Origin of the sequence: Microbacterium sp. NPDC089188, from assembly GCF_040685155.1 — a bacterium.
GTDB classification, from domain to species: domain Bacteria; phylum Actinomycetota; class Actinomycetes; order Actinomycetales; family Microbacteriaceae; genus Microbacterium; species Microbacterium galbum.
Genome location: NZ_JBFBHH010000001.1, coordinates 502,757 through 518,266 on the forward strand (window position 1 = coordinate 502,757; position 15,510 = coordinate 518,266).

Genomic DNA, 15,510 nt, shown 5'->3' on the forward strand with positions numbered 1-15,510 from the left:
GCGTGACGACACACGACGTCGACCGGGTCAGGATGGATGCCATGACCTCCCCCCAGCGCGTGCGTTTCGGCTACTGGACCCCGATCTTCGGCGGCTGGTTGCGCAACGTCGACGACGAACGGACGCCCGTCTCCTTCGCTCACATCGCCGAGATCGCCCGGGTCGCCGAGGAGGGCGGTTTCGATCTGACCCTCATCCCCGAGCTCAACCTGAACGACATCAAGGGCGTCGAGGCGCCGTCGCTCGATGCGTGGGCGGTGACGGCGGGACTCGCCGCGGTGACGTCGACCCTCGAGCTGATGACCGCCGTGCGCCCCGGTTTCCACAACCCGTTTCACACCGCGAAGCAGGCTGCGACGATCGACGAGATCAGCGGCGGCCGATTCACGTTGAACGTCGTCTCGGCGTGGTGGGCCGAGGAGGCCAAGCAGTACGACGGTCTGTTCAGCGCGCACGACGATCGCTACGCGCGGACCATCGAGTGGGTCGAAGTGCTGCGCGGCCTGTGGTCGCAGACGCCGTTCGCGTACGAGGGCGAGTACTACCGCACCGAGGGCACGTACACCGAGCCGAAGCCGCGGGTCGTGCCGCGGTTGTACGCGGGCGGCGAGAGCGAGGCGGGCCGTACGGCGATCACGCGCTTCGCCGACGCGTATTTGACGCACGGCGGCACGCTCGACGAGCTCGAGGTCAAGGTCGCCGACATGCGCCGCCGCCGCGCGGAGGCGGGGGCCACGCCGTTCGAGGCGTTCGGGATGGCCGCCTATGCGGTCGTGCGCGCCACGGAGGACGAGGCGCAGGCCGAGATCGACCGCATCACCGACGTGCGCGGGGGAGCGGCATACGGGTCGTACCAGGACTTCGTGAGCAAGTCGAAGCTCGACACCCAGGTCGACCTCAAGGAGTACTCGGTGTCGAACCGTGGCCTCCGCCCCAACCTCGTCGGAACGCCCGACCAGGTCGCCGAGCGCATCGTGCAGTTCGCGAACGTGGGTGTCTCGACGCTGCTGCTGCAGTTCTCGCCGCACCTGCCTGAGTTGCAGCGCTTCGCGGAAGAGGTCATCCCGCGCGTGCGGCGCTTGGAGGCGCAGCGCGACGCGTGACCTCAGTGCGCTGCGCGCAGCGCGTGCTCGAGATCGGCGATGAGATCGTCGGCGTCCTCGAGGCCGATCGACAGGCGGATGAGGCCGTCACCGATGCCGAGGCGGTCGCGCGTCTCCTGCGCGAAGCCGAGGTGCGTGGTGGTCGCGGGATGCAGCGCCATGGAACGCGTGTCGCCGATGTTCGTCATGCGGCTGAACAGGCGGAGAGCGTCGAAGAAGCGCTCCGCGGCGGCGCGGCCGCCTGCCACGGTGAAGGAGAAGACCGAGCCCGACAGGCCGTCATAGTCCCGCTGTGCGAGCGCGTGCTGCGGATGCGAGGGGAGACCGGCGTAGTCGACGCTCTCCACCGCTTCGTGCTGATCGAGCCATTCGGCGATGGTGCGGGCGCTCGCGAGGTGCTGACGCATGCGAACCGACAGGGTCTCCATGCCCTGTTGCAGGAGGAAGCCGTTCAGCGGCGACAGCGCCGGTCCGGTGTCGTTGGCTATTCCGAAACGCAGCGACAGTTCGAAGGCGCGCGCACCGAAGGCCTCGACGAACGACGGATGCGTGGCCACGGGCGTCTCGGTGAGCGCCGGGTAGGAGCGATCGGATGCCGCCCAGTCGAACGTTCCGCCATCGACGACAGCGCCGGCGAGATTGGCACCGTGCCCCGAGAGGAACTTCGTCGCGGAGTGCACGACGACGTCGGCGCCGTGCTCGATCGGCCGGATGAGGAACGGCGTCGCGATGGTGTTGTCGACCACGAGAGGGATGCCGTGGCGGCGCGCCACCCGCGCGACGGCGTCGATATCGACCACGTCGTTCTTCGGGTTCGGGAGGGTCTCGGTGAAGATCGCCTTCGTCTCGGGTCGGATGAGGGCGTCCCACTCCGCGTCGTCACCGGGGTTCCAGACGTACTCGACAGTGACGCCGAGACGCGCGAACGTGCGGTCGAAGAGCACGCGCGTGCCGCTGTAGATGCTCGCCGTGGACACGATGTGCTCGCCGCTGCCCGCGAGACCGAGGAGCGCCATCGAGATGGCCGCCTGTCCGGATCCCACAACGAGCGCCCCGGACCCGCCCTCGAGCGAGGCGAGACGCCGTTCGGCCACCTGGTTGGTGGGGTTGGCGTTGCGGGAGTACAGGTGGCCGAGGTCGACCGCTCCGAACCGGTCGGTGGCCTCCTGGAACGACCGGAACCGGTATGCCGCCGACAGGTGCACGGGGGTGATCCGCGATCCGTGCGTCAGGTCTTCTTCTTCGCCGGCGTGGACTTGGCGGGTCGCGAACCCGAATCCCGTCCAGTCGGTGTGAGGAGCAGCCGGTTCAGCCACGCAGACCGACCGCTTCCTTCGGGAGCAGAGAGCCGAGCCAACGGGCGACCTCACGAGGGCCCGAGCGGGGAGCGGTGGCCTCGACGTCGGGGTTGTAGTTCGTGTTGGTGTTGACGTCGTAGGTCACGGTGCGACCATCGCGGGTCTCGATGAACTCGATGCCGGCGATACCCACTCCCTCGGCTGCGAGGAAGGCGAGGTAGCGGTCGATGAGCACAGGGTCGACATCATCGCGACGGCGGAAAAGGGGTTCCGGTTCCGCTCCGTCTGCGCCGGGGACGGCGCACGCCTCGGCGGGGCACAGCTCGAAGCTGCCGGCGCTGGTGTCGACGCGAACGGCGTAGACGAACTCACCCGCCACGAACTCCGCCCGGGTGATGAATGGCGACGCGGCGACCAGGAGCTCCTGCAGGAGCGTGATCCCGTCGGGGGAGGGCTCGAAGTCGGGGCTGCCGACCCACTCCGCGAACTCGTCGACCGTCTCCCACCGCCGCACGCCGAGACCCTTGCCGCCCTGGTTGTGCTTGCTGATGAACGGGGCGCCGAACTGCTCGGCCTGGCTGACGAGGTCGTCGATGCCGAACACCGCCACCGTACGCGGGACATCGATGCCCGCGTGTCTCAGCGCCGCGTGCTGCGCGACCTTGCTGACCTCGAGTTCGAGCACATCTGCGCCGTTGATCACCGTTCGTCCCCACGACGAGAGCCACCGCAGGACGGCGCGCCCGAACTCCTTGCTGTGGGCGTGGTCGCGCGTGTGCGCGGAGGCGCTCAGGCGCGACCAGAAAATGCCCTCTGGCGGCTCGACGGCCAGGTCGATCGACCCGTCGGTGAGCATCCACTCCTCGAATGGCACGCCCTCGGCTTCGAACGCCGCAGCGAACGGCGGGATCCACTGGGGATTTTCGTGGATGACATAGACCTTGCCCGACATGCGGCCAGGCTAACGCGAGGCTCCGACATCGCGCTCTCCCGCCGTCACGAGGCGACACCGTCGGCGCTTGTCCCTAGGCTCGAATTCCGCCGAAGGGATGCCATGACTTCTGACTTCATCGACGCCAACCGCGCCAACTGGGATGAGCGCGCCACTCTGCATGCCGCCCGAGACGGTTCGGGCTACGGCGTTCAGCGATACGTGGACGATGCCGAGGCCCTGTCCGACGTCGTCCGCTTCGACGCACCCCTACTGGGAGACATCGCCGGCAAGCGCACGGTGCACCTGCAGTGCCACATCGGCACCGACACCCTGTCACTCGCCAGGCTGGGCGCCCGGGTGACCGGTCTCGATTTCTCCGAGAACGCGGTGACCGAGGCCCGCAGGCTGGCCGATGAAGCCGGCGCCGACGTCGAGTTCGTCCAGTCGGATGTGCGGAAGGCGGCCGAGGTGCTCCCGCACGGCGCGTTCGATCTCGTCTACACCGGGATCGGAGCACTGTGCTGGCTACCGTCCATCGATGAGTGGGCGGGCGTCGTGGCGGATCTTCTGACGCCGGGCGGAACCCTGCACATCCGCGAGGGGCACCCCGTGCTGTGGTCGATGAACGAGACCCTGCCGGGCCTGACCCTGGCGTTCCCGTACTTCGAGCAACCCGTTCCGCTCGAGTGGGACGACGACAGCACCTACGTCGAGGTCTCGGCGCCGCTCACGTCGACGCGCACGTACGAGTGGAATCGCGGGCTCGGTGAGATCGTCACCGCCCTGCTCTCGCACGGACTGCGCATCGACGCCCTGATCGAGCACGACAGTGTGCCCTGGGAAGCGCTGCCCGGTCGGATGACCCTGCGCGCCGACGGCGAATACGCGTTGTCGGAACAGCCTTCCGTGATGCCGCTGAGCTACACGATCAGGGCGACGAAGGTGGGGTAGGCGCGGTCGACGCGGTGCCACCTAGATCCGCGAGATCGCCCTCGATGCAGGGACTGATGACCTGCAGGAGGACCGCCGTCTTATAGAGAGACAACTGGGTCACACTCCCGTCTGCATTTGCGCCCTGCAGATACGCGGGGTCAGAAATGATGAGACCGCCCGTGCCGTCGTCGGATTGCACCACCGGCTTAAGACCAGCCGATCGCCAAACGTCGACAACCATTTGCGCGAGAGCCGGTGTGGCCTCTGGAACGTCGACCAGGCTCTGGGCGACGAACATCGATTGCACATACCCATCGCGAGGGTTTTCACATGGGCCCCACGTCCTCTCTGTGGTCCATTTCTCTGCGGGGACGACCGCCGATGTCCGGGCGAAGATGTCCCTTGCGTCGCGCTCGACTTCATCCGGGGTCACGGTGCTTCCCTCCGACGCTGTGCATCCGGTCAGCGCCAGCGACGCCAACATGGCTGCGGTGATTGCCACGATCCTCATTTGTGAACTCGTCTCATCTCGGCCTCCACTCGCCACGTGACCCGGTCCTCCGGTGTTCCCCTCTCCGGCAACTCGGATCCACGGCCCACGGAAATCATCGCTGCGCTCTTCAAAGCGGCAGAGTTGGCGTCCAAGTAACTGACCCTCCCGTCTTGACCACTGAAAGGTCCATGCATGCCCACCGGGAGCGTTTGCTCGCCGTCCACGAGGACCCCTTCGGAGCTGAACGGGTGCGCGCCGAACTCAGATGAGGTGGGGTCCGCCCGGAAAGACAGGCCCTGACCGACAGGTGCCCATCCGTCTTTTGTCGACTGAGATGCGTACACCTCCCCAGCGGGTACGCGGAGTTCGCTCGCATTCGTCACCTCGTCGGAGACCCCCGCAGAGCCGAGCAATACAAGGTGATCGACTGGCACCTTCTCGATTGCGAGAGCTGCTACGTCGGTTCCATACGAGTGGGCGATGACCGTCAGAGCGATCGACTCCTGGCATGCGTCGTGGGCCGCCGTCAGAGAACCTAAGTCGTAGGCGAGGGACCGGGACCCCACTGATGCGCGCTCGTCCGAGACCACCTCGATCGCGTTCACGATCGGTTCGGGCATCGGCGGGTGATAGCCGATCCATGCGAGAACGCTTACTTCATCAAGCGATATAGAGCCAGCTTGTGCCTCGGCCACTCGCAGCTTTCGCGCCGCCGCGACGTATTCATCGACACTGTCAGCGACCGTGGTCCCCATGCCCGGAACGATGACACTCACATGCCCCGCCGTATCCAGATCCCCCACCGCGACCTGCGCCAACGGCGGCTGATCCAGCACGAGCGAAACGAGCGTGTTGCCGCTCGACGCTCTCTCCAGCGCCTCCAACGCGCGCACCTGATCCGACCCATCCGGCGCGATGTGTCGCGCCACCTCCAGCGCCTGCGCGAGCACGATGCGGTTCGCGCGGTCACGCGCGGCGTATGCCACACCTCCGAGGTTTCCGATGACGCCGGACGCCTCGGCGATCAGCACGTTCTGTTGCTCGGCGGTCAACCGCCGCCACCACGGCGCGACCTCTTCCGGCGGCGTCTGCTTCAAGCGGGCGATCAGGTCGGGGCGCACTCGCAGCAATGCCGTCAACGCCCGCGCATCGAGGGACTGGAGCACGTCGAGAACGCGTTCCGTCGTGACGGTCGCGACCCCCAGGCCGACCCCCACGGAGGCCCAGACATCACCTCGTGCCCGCACTCTCTCGATCGCCGCGCGAACAGCCTGAGCGGCGACCTCGCCGGCGGCCGCCACGTCGGCGCGTGCGTCGGCGAGCATCGCCTCGGCTCGCCGACGCCCCTCCGTCCGCGTCACCGGTGCCGGACCCTGATGCCGCGGGTCGGTGATCAGCACCGGCCACCCGCGTGCGAGCGAGGTGAACGCCTGCGCCGCCGGTGCGGCATCCTCCGGCAAGGTCGATGCGAAGCTCCACGCTTCGATCGCGGCTGCGGCCAGCCCCTGCGCCCGTCGAAGCGCGAGAGCGTACGTCCGCATCGGTTCGACGATCGTCGCCACACCCTGACCGATCTCGACCCACCGCTGCGCGACGGCGCTCATGCGCGCCGCGTAGGAGTCGGCTCCTTCGCCCGTCCAGCCGTCGATCGAGATGTGCCGACGGAGGTCGGTTCCCGCCTCATCGGCGACCTTCTCACGTCGCTGGGCGACGTGGGAGACCTCATAGGCGGCCTCCACGGACCCCGGGACGAGCTGTTCGGGGAAGGACGCCGAACCGAACCCGCTCACGACGGCCGTCCCAACGCTCTGATGCTCGCTTGGGCGCCTTCTTCCGACCGCTCGTAGAGACCGGCGGATTCGCGCAGCCCGTCTGCGACATCGTCGGTCTGCGCGACGGCCTCCGTCCACCCACCCGTCATCGCCTCCATGAGATCGGCCACCGCGGTGCCGAGCGCGCCGTGACCGAGGTCACGCGCATCGGCGACGGCCGTCTCGGCCTCGGCGCGGTGGACCGTCGCGTCGACGCCTGCTGCCGCGCGACGAAGGTTGTCGGGGGTGACCGTGAAGCTCCGCACCCCCGCAAGGTACTCAGAACGCCGCGACGAGCGCGGCGGTTGTCCACAGCCTCACCCGGACCGTGGCCCACCTTCGCCCGAGACGACGACGATGGGCGATCCGCGCCCGACCCCACCCATGACGAACGTCACCCCTGAGACGTGACCGGCGCCCCGGGTGCGCGGACCGGGTCGGCGACAGCATGAACACATGACCTCCTCCACCACCGGCCCCGCCGCGATCGACGCGCGGGGCGTCATCAAGAGTTTCGGCTCCGTCCACGCCGTGCGCGGCGTGGATCTGCGCGTCCAGCCCGGCGAGATCGTGGCATTCCTCGGCCCGAACGGCGCCGGCAAGACCACCACGATCGACATGATCCTCGGCCTCACGAACCCCGACTCGGGCTCGATCGAGGTGTTCGGCCACAACCCGCGCGGCGCTGTCGCGCGGGGCCTCGTCTCCGCCGTGCTGCAGACCGGAGGGCTTCTGAAAGACCTCACCGTCCGCGAGACGGTCGAGCTCACGGCGAGCCTGTTCGCCGAGAAGCGTCCCGTCGACGAGGCGCTCGAGCGGGCCGGCATCCGGAATCTGGCGAGCCGACGCGTCGGCCTCTGCTCGGGCGGTGAGCAGCAGCGACTGCGCTTCGCGATGGCGCTCGTGAGCGACCCCGCCCTCTTGATCCTCGACGAGCCGACCACCGGCATGGACGTCGAAGCGCGCCGCTCGTTCTGGAGCGCGATTCGCGCGGATGCCGCCCGCGGCCGCACCGTGATGTTCGCGACGCACTACCTCGAGGAGGCCGACGAGTACGCCGACCGCATCGTGCTCATGCGCGGCGGCGAGATCGTCGCCGACGGCCCCACCTCCGAGATCAAGAACCTCGTCTCGGGTCGTGTGGTTCACGCGACGCTCCGGGATGCCGACCTCGCCGCCCTCGCGGCCCTCCCCGGCGTCGAGTCGGTCGAGACCGCCGGAGAGCGCGTCGCGATCCGCACGAGCGACTCCGATGCCCTCGCGCGTCATCTGCTCACCACCACGGACGCGCGCGACGTGGAGATCACGGCGCAGAACCTCGAGAGCGTCTTCCTCACCCTCACCGCCGACGACGCCGCACCCACCCTGAAAGAAGCCGTCCGATGACCGCCATCACCCTCGACCGCCCGGTCCCCGCCTTCGGCGGTTTCACCCTCACGTACCTGCGCATCGAGCTGATGCGGAAGCTCCGCAACCCGCGCAGCCTCCTGTTCACGGTCGCCTTCCCCGTGCTGATGTTCTTCATCGTCGGGTTCCAGACGCTCGACGTTCCGCTGACCGATACCCCTCTGGCATCCGGTGGCGTGTCGGTGGCCGCGTACATCATGGTGTCGATGGCGATGTACGGAACCATGATGTCGGCGACCCAGACCGGGGCGTCGGTCGCCGTCGAGCGCGCGCAGGGCTGGAGTCGGCAGCTGCGCCTCACTCCGCTGAACCCCGTCGCGAACGTCGTCGTCAAGATGATGGCGGGCATGGTGTTCGGCCTCATCGCGGTCATCGCGACTTACGCCGTCGCCGCCTTCGCCGGCGTGACCCTGACCCCTGTGCAGTGGATCGTGACCGGCCTCGCGGCCTGGCTCCTCGCGAGCGCGGTCTTCACGACGCTCGGTCTCATGGTCGGGTACATGTTTCCAGGCGAGAACGCGGCGCAGATCACGAGCCTCGCCGTCGTGCTGCTGTCGTTCCTCGGCGGCCTGTTCTTCCCCCTGTCGTCGATGCCCGACTTCCTGCAGACCATCGGCAAGCTAACGCCCGTCTACGGCATCGGCGAGCTCGCCCGGGCACCTCTGACGGGGGATGCCTTCGACCTCGGCGCCCTGATCAACGCGGTGGTCTGGCTCGCGGTGTTCGTCGCCGGGACCGTGTACTTCTTCCGTCGCGACACGCGGCGGGCCTGACGCCTAGGGTGAACGACGTGAGCACGACGACCGGCCCGGAGCGCACCCGCGTTCCGGGCCGCCGTCCGTTCCGCCGCGGCTGGTTCATCGGCGCGTCGATCTCGCTGATCTGGACCTACCCGGTGCTGGTCGAGCTGTGGCAGGGCCCGAGCGTGACGGGTCACCTCGTCGGCACCGCGATCATCGTCGTGTTCGCCGCCGTGTTCATGGCGACGGTCCCCTACGCCCGCGACACCACGTCGCGGCTGCGTCGACTGCTGCCGACGGTGGTGCTCTTCGCGCTGAGCCTCACGCTGCTGCCCTGGCTCGGCACCGACATCCGGTGGATGTGGACCTTCGTCGGCGTCGCCTTCGCCGTCTCGGCGATGGGCCGCCGGACCACCTGGCTCTTCGTCCCGGCCCTGAGCGCTCTGTCCTTCGTCGTGGGTGAAGCGATGGGCGCCGACGCGTTCTCGAGTGTCGTGAACTCGGCCATCATCCTCTCGATCTCGATCATGATGTTCAGCTTCGTCGAGAACATCTCCACCCTCGAGCGCCTGCGTGCGGCGCAGGAGCAGATCGCCGAACTCGCCGCCGAACGCGAGCGCGGCCGCGTCGCGCGCGACGTGCACGACATCCTCGGCCACTCGCTCACCGTGATCACCGTCAAGGCGGAGCTGGCCGGAAGACTGCTGGATGCCGGCTCCCTGGCCGCCCGCGACGAGGTCGCCCAGATCGAGCAGTTGGCGCGCGGTGCGCTCTCCGACGTCCGCACGACGGTCCACGGATATCGCGGGGTGAGCATCAGCGGAGAGCTCGCGGCCGCCCGTGCCGCTCTGGAGAGCGCCGGGGTCTCCGCCGACCTCCCCGGGACCACCGAGCAGGTGCCCGCCGACCGCCGTGAACTCGCCGGTTGGGTCGTGCGCGAAGCCGTGACCAACGTCATCCGCCATTCCGGAGCCACCGCCTGCCGCGTGCGGCTCGACGGCCGGTCGATCGAGGTCGCCGATGACGGCTGCGGCCCCTCGCCCGCGGCATCCACGGGCTCGGGGCTGACGGGCCTCCGCGAGCGCGTGGAGACCTCCGGCGCCCGTCTGATCGTCGGTCGCGGCGACCTCGGCGGATTCACACTGAAGGTGGCGTGGTGATCCGACTCCTCATCGCCGACGACCAGGCTCTGGTCCGCGGCGCCCTGGCCGCCCTGCTCGGGCTCGAGCACGACATCGAGGTCGTGGCCCAGGTCGGTCGCGGCGACGACGTGGTCGAGGCCGCCCGCGCCTCCCAGGCCGACGTGGCCCTGCTCGACATCGAGATGCCCGGCATCGACGGCATCGCCGCGGCGTCCCTCCTGCGTTCGGAGGTCCCCGGATGCCGTGCCCTCATCGTCACGACCTTCGGTCGCCCCGGCTACCTGGCGCGCGCCATGCAAGCCGGCGCGTCCGGATTCGTGGTCAAGGACACCCCCGCGGCGGAGCTGGCCGACGCGGTACGACGCGTCTCTCTCGGCCTGCGGGTGGTCGATCCGGCCCTGGCGGCCGAGTCGCTCGCGCAGGGCGACTCCCCGCTCACCGAGCGCGAGACCGACGTGCTCGCCGCGGCGCGCGACGGCGGCTCGATCGCCGACATCGCGCGGACGGTGCACCTGTCCGAGGGGACGGTGAAGAACCACCTCTCCAGCGCGATCGGCAAGACCGGTGGGCGGAATCGGGCGGATGCGGTGCGGGTGGCGGTGGAGCGGGGGTGGCTGTAGCGAGCCGTCAGCGTCCGCCGATGATCAACGCGGCGACGGCTCCGCCCACCATGGCGACCGCCAGCAGGCTGAGCTGCCAGGCGACGCGGCGCCCGTTCACCCACGCGTCGCGTGCCTCCCGGGCGTGCGTCCTGTTCGAGGTGCCGAATGGTGAGTGAGCACCGGCCGGGTGCCACTCACGCATCCGGCGCACGACGAGATCGACCGTGTGGAGGACGTGTCTCCACGACTCGGCATCGTCGGTGGAGAGCGACCGCGGCGCGTACAGGAACAGCCAACGACCCGCGAGCTCGAGATTCAGAGGGTAGGTCTGATCACCGAGAGCGGCGACGATCTCGGTGGTCAGGAGGGAGTCGGCATCCTGTTCCGACCCGGGGGCCGCCTCGACGAGCACCCCGGGATGACGCTCGTCCTGCACGGCGCCGGCGGGAGTCGCGGGGAGGGGCGAGAGCCGACGGTTACTCCGCGCCTCGACGGTGAGCGACGGCGCGTCGACGCCCAGGTCGACGGCGGCATACCCCCACGTCTGGGTGTACTGATTCCCCTGGGCGATCTCGGCGTAGAAGCTGTCGCCGATCTCGATGTATGGGCTTCCGGAAATGCGCACGATGTTGACGGAGCGTTGCGAGGAGCGGGGCCGTCCGTCCGGTTCGCGGAAGACGACGCCCGGGAGGGGCTGCGCGACGGCGTGGGTGCAGTACTCCCACCCGTTCACCTCGGCGAGACGACTGACCGCGTAGGCGGTGGCGTTCGTCCGCGTCGGAGCGGGCACGGGGTGCGTCAGCGGGGAGTAATCGATCGCGGCGGGCACCCGCCCAGTCTGGTCGCCTCGAGCCCTCACTCGGCGCGCGAAACGAGTCCGAATGACATTCAGTCGGGCAGGAACAACGCCAGCGCGATGAGAGGGGAGGCAACGATGCCGGCCAACGCGATCGCGGCCGCCCACGATCCATCGACGACGAGAGTCCGCCCGTCCCCGGTCGGGTCCTTCGTCCCCGTGTACGTGACGAGATGGGGGATGTCGATGGTGGTCGCCATCTCGGTGGCGACAACCGCGAGCAGCATCAGCAGGATCGCGACGAAACCGGCCGCGATGACGGGGGAGAGCACGGCGAGAGTGAGACGCCGGACGCTGAACCTCATCTGGCGCCTTTCACACGGTGAACCCGCTCCGCTCGATGGCGGGCCGGGGACCGGGCGCCGGGCCCGGAGGCACCACACGCTAGCGAGAGCCGCACGAACGAGGATGCGTCAGGGGTCTGTCTTCACCCGGTTACCGGTGACGTTCGCCCACTCGCGTCCGCCCACGACGCGGCGATATCGGCCCTGTCGGCGACATCGCCCGGGCGGTGCACCTCCCCGGCACCATCGACGAGACTGGCGGGCCGAATCGCGAGAACGACGCGCGATCAGATGTGTCCGCAGCAGGGCATAGCGCATTTGCGAAGTCACCCTCCGGGCCAACTTTTATCGTCGGCCATGTGGGCGACAACGCGTCCCGGTGATGAAGTTCGTTGCCGATCACTATGCGCACATGCGAATCTTCACGTGATCCTGTCTGCGACCTTCCATGAGCGGCGAGGTCACGTCGGTGACCCCCGAACGAGAGACGTCCTGCTGAGCCGTGCACGAAGTCTTCGAGTTCCTCCGAGTCCCCGCGGTCGTGACCGTGCTTTCGGTCTTCGTCGGAGTGGGTTCGGGTGCGGCGCTCGAGCTGAGGAGTGCCCGCGCCTTGTGGGGCAGCGCGAGTGCTGTGTGCCTCACGGGTCTCAGCATTTCGGCCCTCGCGCCCGAAGCCGTCCTCGCACCGTCAGGCATCTGTCTGGGCTACGCCGTGACTGCCATGCTGAGAGACCGCAATCGACGAGAGCGCACAACGCCCGGTGGCACAGAGGGCTAAGACGGGGCACCCGGGAAGACACCCGGGTGCCCCGTCCCCTGCTCGATACGGCGTCCGCCGCTCAACCTGGTCCGCTGCAACGTCATTCGGCAGCAGCACGAACCCCGAACGCCACCGCCTCCTCCTCCGTCAGCATCCGCGACCGGATGAGGAACCGCATCCCCGTCGGACCCTCGACCGAGAACCCTGCGCCACGCCCCGGCACGACGTCGATGGTCAGGTGCGTGAATTTCCAGTACTCGAACTGCGACTCCGACATGTAGACCTCGATCGGATCGTCCACGCCGATATCGACCGTGCCTAGCAACACATCGCTCGGCCCGGTGAGGAACATGCCGACCGGGTAGCACATCGGCGAGCTTCCATCGCAGCACCCCCCGGACTGATGGAACATCAGCGGGCCGTGCTTCGCCGTCAAGTCGCGCAGCAGCGCGGCCGCGGCATCCGTCACATCCACGCGGGAAAGGTCTGGCATCCGTTCTTCTCCTTCGAATCCGGGAATGGGTGTGACCCCCGGGACGAACCCGGGGGTCACGCGGGTCGGGATCGCCGCCACGACCCCGGCTCGGCCGATCAGAAGAAGCCCATCGCGCCTTCGGCGTACGACACGAGCAGGTTCTTCGTCTGCTGGTAGTGGTCGAGCATCTTGAGGTGGTTCTCGCGGCCGATGCCCGACTGCTTGTACCCGCCGAACGCGGCGTGCGCGGGGTACTGGTGGTAGGTGTTCGTCCAGACGCGTCCGGCCTCGATCGCGCGGCCCGCGCGGTAGGCGGTGTCGCCGCTGCGGCTCCACACGCCGGCGCCAAGGCCGTAGAGGGTGTCGTTCGCGATCGAGATGGCGTCGTCGAAGTCGTCGAACGAGGTAACCGACAGCACTGGTCCGAAGATCTCCTCCTGGAAGATGCGCATGTCGTTCGTGCCCTCGAACACCGTCGGCGCGACGTAGTAGCCGCCCGACAGGTCGCCGCCGAGGTCGACGCGCTCACCGCCCGTGAGCAGCTTCGCGCCGCCCTGCTTGCCGATGTCGATGTACGACAGGATCTTCTCGAGCTGGTCGTTTGAGGCCTGCGCGCCGATCATCGTCTCGGGGTCGAGCGGGTTGCCCTGGCGCACCTTCTTCACGCGCTCGAGGCCGTCGCCGAGGAACTGGTCGTAGATCGACCGCTGGATGAGCGACCGCGACGGGCACGTGCAGACCTCGCCCTGGTTGAGCGCGAACATCGTGAAGCCCTCGAGAGCCTTGTCGTAATAGGCGTCGTCGCTGCGCAGCGCCACGTCCTCGAAGAAGACGTTCGGGCTCTTGCCGCCGAGCTCGAGCGTCACCGGAATGAGGTTCTGCGACGCGTACTGCATGATCAAGCGCCCGGTCGTTGTCTCACCCGTGAACGCGATCTTGCGGATCCGCTTGTGCTGCGCGAGCGGTGCCCCCGCCTCGATGCCGAACCCGTTGACGATGTTGACCACGCCCGCCGGGAGCAGGTCGCCGATGATGTCGAAGAGGAACAGGAGGGATGCCGGGGTCTGCTCCGCCGGCTTGATCACGACGCAGTTGCCCGCGGCGAGGGCCGGAGCGAGCTTCCACGCCGCCATGAGAATGGGGAAGTTCCATGGGATGATCTGCCCGACCACGCCGAGCGGCTCGTTGAAGTGGTACGCCACGGTGTTCTCGTCGAGCTGGCTCAGCGAGCCCTCCTGCGCCCGCAGCACGCCGGCGAAGTAGCGGAAGTGGTCGACGGTCAGCGGAATGTCGGCAGCGAGGGTCTCGCGCACCGGCTTGCCGTTCTCCCACGTCTCAGCGACGGCGATCTTCTCGAGGTTCTCCTCGATCCGGTCGGCGATCTTGTTCAGGATGACGCTGCGCTCGGCCGGCGTGGTCTTCCTCCACGATGCGAACGCCTTCCACGCGGCATCCACTGCTCTGTCGATGTCGTGCGCGTCGCCGCGGCCGACCTCGCAGAACGGCTTGCCGGTGACGGGGGTGACGTTCTCGAAGTACTCGCCGCTGTGCGGTTCGACCCATTCGCCGCCGATGTAGTGCCCGTACCGCGAGCGGTACTCGGCGACGGCCCCGCGGGTTCCGGGTGCGGCGTAGACGCTCGAGACGCCTTCTTCGACGATGGTCATGCGTGTCTCCTTCGACGGTCATGAGTCGCCGCAACGGCTTCGGGCGGCGATGCGCCGACGGTACGCCGGGGGAGGTTGCATCGGGTTGCACCTGTCGCGGGGCGCGGGCGGGGCGCGCCGAGATCACATGATCCGCGCGAGATCACGAGCTATTCGCGCGAACGGCGTGTGATCTCGAAGAGAACGTGTGATCTCGCCGCTCCGGCGCTGCGGCGACACGGCAGGGCCGGGCGACGGGGCACCGCACCGGCGTGGCGATGCCTCAGCTGACGTCTCACCGAGACCGGCGCAGGCGCGCGCCGTACCCGCCCGTCGAGGAGCGGGGCCCACCCGAGACGCCGCACAGGCCCCCGGACGCGACCAGCCTCACCTCGCACCCGAGAACGACGATGCCGCGACCCTCGGGCGACGGCATCCGTTCGCGCGAGCGCGGTTTACGCGTCGGCGTCGGCCAGCACCGAGCGCAGCGGCGGCACGTTGACCTCGTGCAGGTCGACGTCGTCGAGGCGCTCGATGCTCTGAACGCGCGGAGCGATCGTGCGGTCGTCGGCGACGATCCAGCTGCCGACGAGCAGGAAGCGGTCGTTGCCCGCGGTGATCGGCCCGGTGAGGGCGAACGTCTGGTGGGTGGGCGTGAGGAAGGTGACGCGCACGGGTGTGCCGTGGGGGAGCGTGGACGGGTCGACGACGTCGGCCTCGAGGGCCGGCTGCGGCGCCTCGAGACCCAGGTCGATGCGCTGGATCTCGGAGCTCGTCGCGAGGATCACGTCGCCCACGAGCGGCTGACCTCCGACCCCGATGCGCACCGTGCCCTCGAGGGCGTAGAGCCCGTATCGCGGCGATCGGACGATGACCCGGGCGACATCGCCGGCCTTGACCTCGGCGAGCGCCTCGCGGATGCGCGCCACGTCGCGACGGGCACGGGCTGCCGAGAAGATGTCGAGCGCTTTTTCGTCCATATGTTCACTGTAACCACGGGGTCCGACATCGGACCCGCGCACGGCG

General features: G+C 68.6%; 16 protein-coding genes. 6 read left to right on the forward strand and 10 right to left on the reverse strand.

Annotated elements, in window-relative coordinates; all coding sequences use genetic code 11:
- Positions 1 to 41 precede the first annotated feature (41 nt).
- Positions 42 to 1,103, forward strand: coding sequence for an LLM class flavin-dependent oxidoreductase (locus tag AB0N80_RS02265; protein ID WP_363577326.1), 1,062 nt, complete (start codon positions 42 to 44; stop codon positions 1,101 to 1,103).
- 2 nt (positions 1,104 to 1,105) lie between these two features.
- Here AB0N80_RS02265 and AB0N80_RS02270 read toward each other — a convergent pair whose 3' ends face one another.
- Both AB0N80_RS02270 and AB0N80_RS02275 read right to left on the reverse strand, forming a co-directional pair.
- Positions 1,106 to 2,419 (reverse strand): PLP-dependent transferase, encoded by a 1,314-nt coding sequence (locus AB0N80_RS02270; RefSeq protein ID WP_363577328.1) that lies wholly within the window; start codon positions 2,417 to 2,419, stop codon positions 1,106 to 1,108.
- Complete coding sequence (locus AB0N80_RS02275) at positions 2,412 to 3,353, reverse strand: alpha-L-glutamate ligase (protein WP_363577330.1); 942 nt, start codon at positions 3,351 to 3,353, stop codon at positions 2,412 to 2,414. Before AB0N80_RS02275 ends, AB0N80_RS02270 begins: the two co-directional genes overlap by 8 nt.
- 102 nt (positions 3,354 to 3,455) lie before the next feature.
- Here AB0N80_RS02275 and AB0N80_RS02280 point away from each other — a divergent pair, with 102 nt between their 5' ends.
- Entirely contained in the window at positions 3,456 to 4,286 is an 831-nt protein-coding gene (locus tag AB0N80_RS02280; RefSeq protein ID WP_363577332.1) for a class I SAM-dependent methyltransferase, read from the forward strand.
- On the opposite strand, the gene AB0N80_RS02285 is transcribed toward AB0N80_RS02280, so the two are convergent.
- Genes AB0N80_RS02285 through AB0N80_RS02295 form a run of 3 tightly spaced genes read right to left on the reverse strand, consistent with a single transcriptional unit; the run spans position 4,264 to position 6,838 of the window.
- Positions 4,264 to 4,770 (reverse strand): hypothetical protein, encoded by a 507-nt coding sequence (locus AB0N80_RS02285; protein ID WP_363577334.1) that lies wholly within the window; start codon positions 4,768 to 4,770, stop codon positions 4,264 to 4,266. The two genes, AB0N80_RS02280 and AB0N80_RS02285, sit on opposite strands and share 23 nt — an antisense overlap.
- A gap of 5 nt (positions 4,771 to 4,775) precedes the next feature.
- On the reverse strand, positions 4,776 to 6,551 hold the full coding sequence (locus AB0N80_RS02290; protein ID WP_363577336.1) for an alpha/beta hydrolase: 1,776 nt from the start codon (positions 6,549 to 6,551) through the stop codon (positions 4,776 to 4,778).
- Positions 6,548 to 6,838, reverse strand: a complete 291-nt coding sequence (locus AB0N80_RS02295; RefSeq protein ID WP_363577338.1) for a type VII secretion target — start codon at positions 6,836 to 6,838, stop codon at positions 6,548 to 6,550. The genes AB0N80_RS02290 and AB0N80_RS02295 overlap by 4 nt, the downstream gene beginning before the upstream one ends.
- A gap of 190 nt (positions 6,839 to 7,028) precedes the next feature.
- Between AB0N80_RS02295 and AB0N80_RS02300 the strand changes: the two genes are divergently transcribed.
- The 4 genes from AB0N80_RS02300 to AB0N80_RS02315 are packed head-to-tail and all read left to right on the forward strand — an operon-like array spanning position 7,029 to position 10,481.
- The gene (locus AB0N80_RS02300) at positions 7,029 to 7,958 is read left to right on the forward strand and encodes an ABC transporter ATP-binding protein (RefSeq protein ID WP_363577340.1); all 930 of its coding nucleotides are present in this window, start codon (positions 7,029 to 7,031) and stop codon (positions 7,956 to 7,958) included.
- Complete coding sequence (locus tag AB0N80_RS02305; RefSeq protein WP_363577342.1) at positions 7,955 to 8,752, forward strand: ABC transporter permease; 798 nt, start codon at positions 7,955 to 7,957, stop codon at positions 8,750 to 8,752. The genes AB0N80_RS02300 and AB0N80_RS02305 overlap by 4 nt, the downstream gene beginning before the upstream one ends.
- A 17-nt stretch (positions 8,753 to 8,769) precedes the next feature.
- Entirely contained in the window at positions 8,770 to 9,879 is a 1,110-nt protein-coding gene (locus AB0N80_RS02310; protein WP_363577344.1) for a sensor histidine kinase, read from the forward strand.
- Entirely contained in the window at positions 9,876 to 10,481 is a 606-nt protein-coding gene (locus tag AB0N80_RS02315) for a response regulator transcription factor (protein WP_315994143.1), read from the forward strand. The genes AB0N80_RS02310 and AB0N80_RS02315 overlap by 4 nt, the downstream gene beginning before the upstream one ends.
- Positions 10,482 to 10,488: 7 nt before the next feature.
- Here the strand turns inward: AB0N80_RS02315 and AB0N80_RS02320 are convergent, their stop codons facing one another.
- From AB0N80_RS02320 to AB0N80_RS02340, 5 genes are all read right to left on the reverse strand, one after another.
- On the reverse strand, positions 10,489 to 11,292 hold the full coding sequence (locus tag AB0N80_RS02320; RefSeq protein WP_363577347.1) for a hypothetical protein: 804 nt from the start codon (positions 11,290 to 11,292) through the stop codon (positions 10,489 to 10,491).
- Positions 11,293 to 11,351: 59 nt separating this feature from the next.
- Positions 11,352 to 11,624, reverse strand: coding sequence for a hypothetical protein (locus AB0N80_RS02325; RefSeq protein ID WP_363577349.1), 273 nt, complete (start codon positions 11,622 to 11,624; stop codon positions 11,352 to 11,354).
- Between the two features lie 839 nt (positions 11,625 to 12,463).
- Positions 12,464 to 12,856 carry a DUF779 domain-containing protein gene (locus AB0N80_RS02330; RefSeq protein ID WP_315994598.1) on the reverse strand — a complete coding sequence of 131 codons (393 nt, stop codon included), beginning with the start codon at positions 12,854 to 12,856 and terminating at the stop codon, positions 12,464 to 12,466.
- Positions 12,857 to 12,954: 98 nt separating this feature from the next.
- The gene (locus AB0N80_RS02335) at positions 12,955 to 14,505 is read right to left on the reverse strand and encodes an aldehyde dehydrogenase family protein (protein WP_315994141.1); all 1,551 of its coding nucleotides are present in this window, start codon (positions 14,503 to 14,505) and stop codon (positions 12,955 to 12,957) included.
- Positions 14,506 to 14,939: 434 nt separating this feature from the next.
- Positions 14,940 to 15,464: a hypothetical protein gene (locus AB0N80_RS02340; RefSeq protein WP_315994140.1), complete on the reverse strand. Its 525-nt coding sequence runs from the start codon at positions 15,462 to 15,464 to the stop codon at positions 14,940 to 14,942.
- Between the last annotated feature and the right edge of the window lie 46 nt (positions 15,465 to 15,510).

What these genes read in the sequence shown, in the direction of transcription:
- AB0N80_RS02265 (WP_363577326.1), top strand. Translation starts at nt 42, where the DNA reads ATGACCTCCCCCCAGCGCGTGCGTTTCGGCTACTGGACCCCGATCTTC.
- AB0N80_RS02275 (WP_363577330.1), bottom strand. Translation starts at nt 3,353, where the DNA reads ATGTCGGGCAAGGTCTATGTCATCCACGAAAATCCCCAGTGGATCCCG.
- AB0N80_RS02280 (WP_363577332.1), top strand. Translation starts at nt 3,456, where the DNA reads ATGACTTCTGACTTCATCGACGCCAACCGCGCCAACTGGGATGAGCGC.
- AB0N80_RS02300 (WP_363577340.1), top strand. Translation starts at nt 7,029, where the DNA reads ATGACCTCCTCCACCACCGGCCCCGCCGCGATCGACGCGCGGGGCGTC.
- AB0N80_RS02305 (WP_363577342.1), top strand. Translation starts at nt 7,955, where the DNA reads ATGACCGCCATCACCCTCGACCGCCCGGTCCCCGCCTTCGGCGGTTTC.
- AB0N80_RS02325 (WP_363577349.1), bottom strand. Translation starts at nt 11,624, where the DNA reads ATGAGGTTCAGCGTCCGGCGTCTCACTCTCGCCGTGCTCTCCCCCGTC.
- AB0N80_RS02330 (WP_315994598.1), bottom strand. Translation starts at nt 12,856, where the DNA reads ATGCCAGACCTTTCCCGCGTGGATGTGACGGATGCCGCGGCCGCGCTG.
- AB0N80_RS02335 (WP_315994141.1), bottom strand. Translation starts at nt 14,505, where the DNA reads ATGACCATCGTCGAAGAAGGCGTCTCGAGCGTCTACGCCGCACCCGGA.
- AB0N80_RS02340 (WP_315994140.1), bottom strand. Translation starts at nt 15,464, where the DNA reads ATGGACGAAAAAGCGCTCGACATCTTCTCGGCAGCCCGTGCCCGTCGC.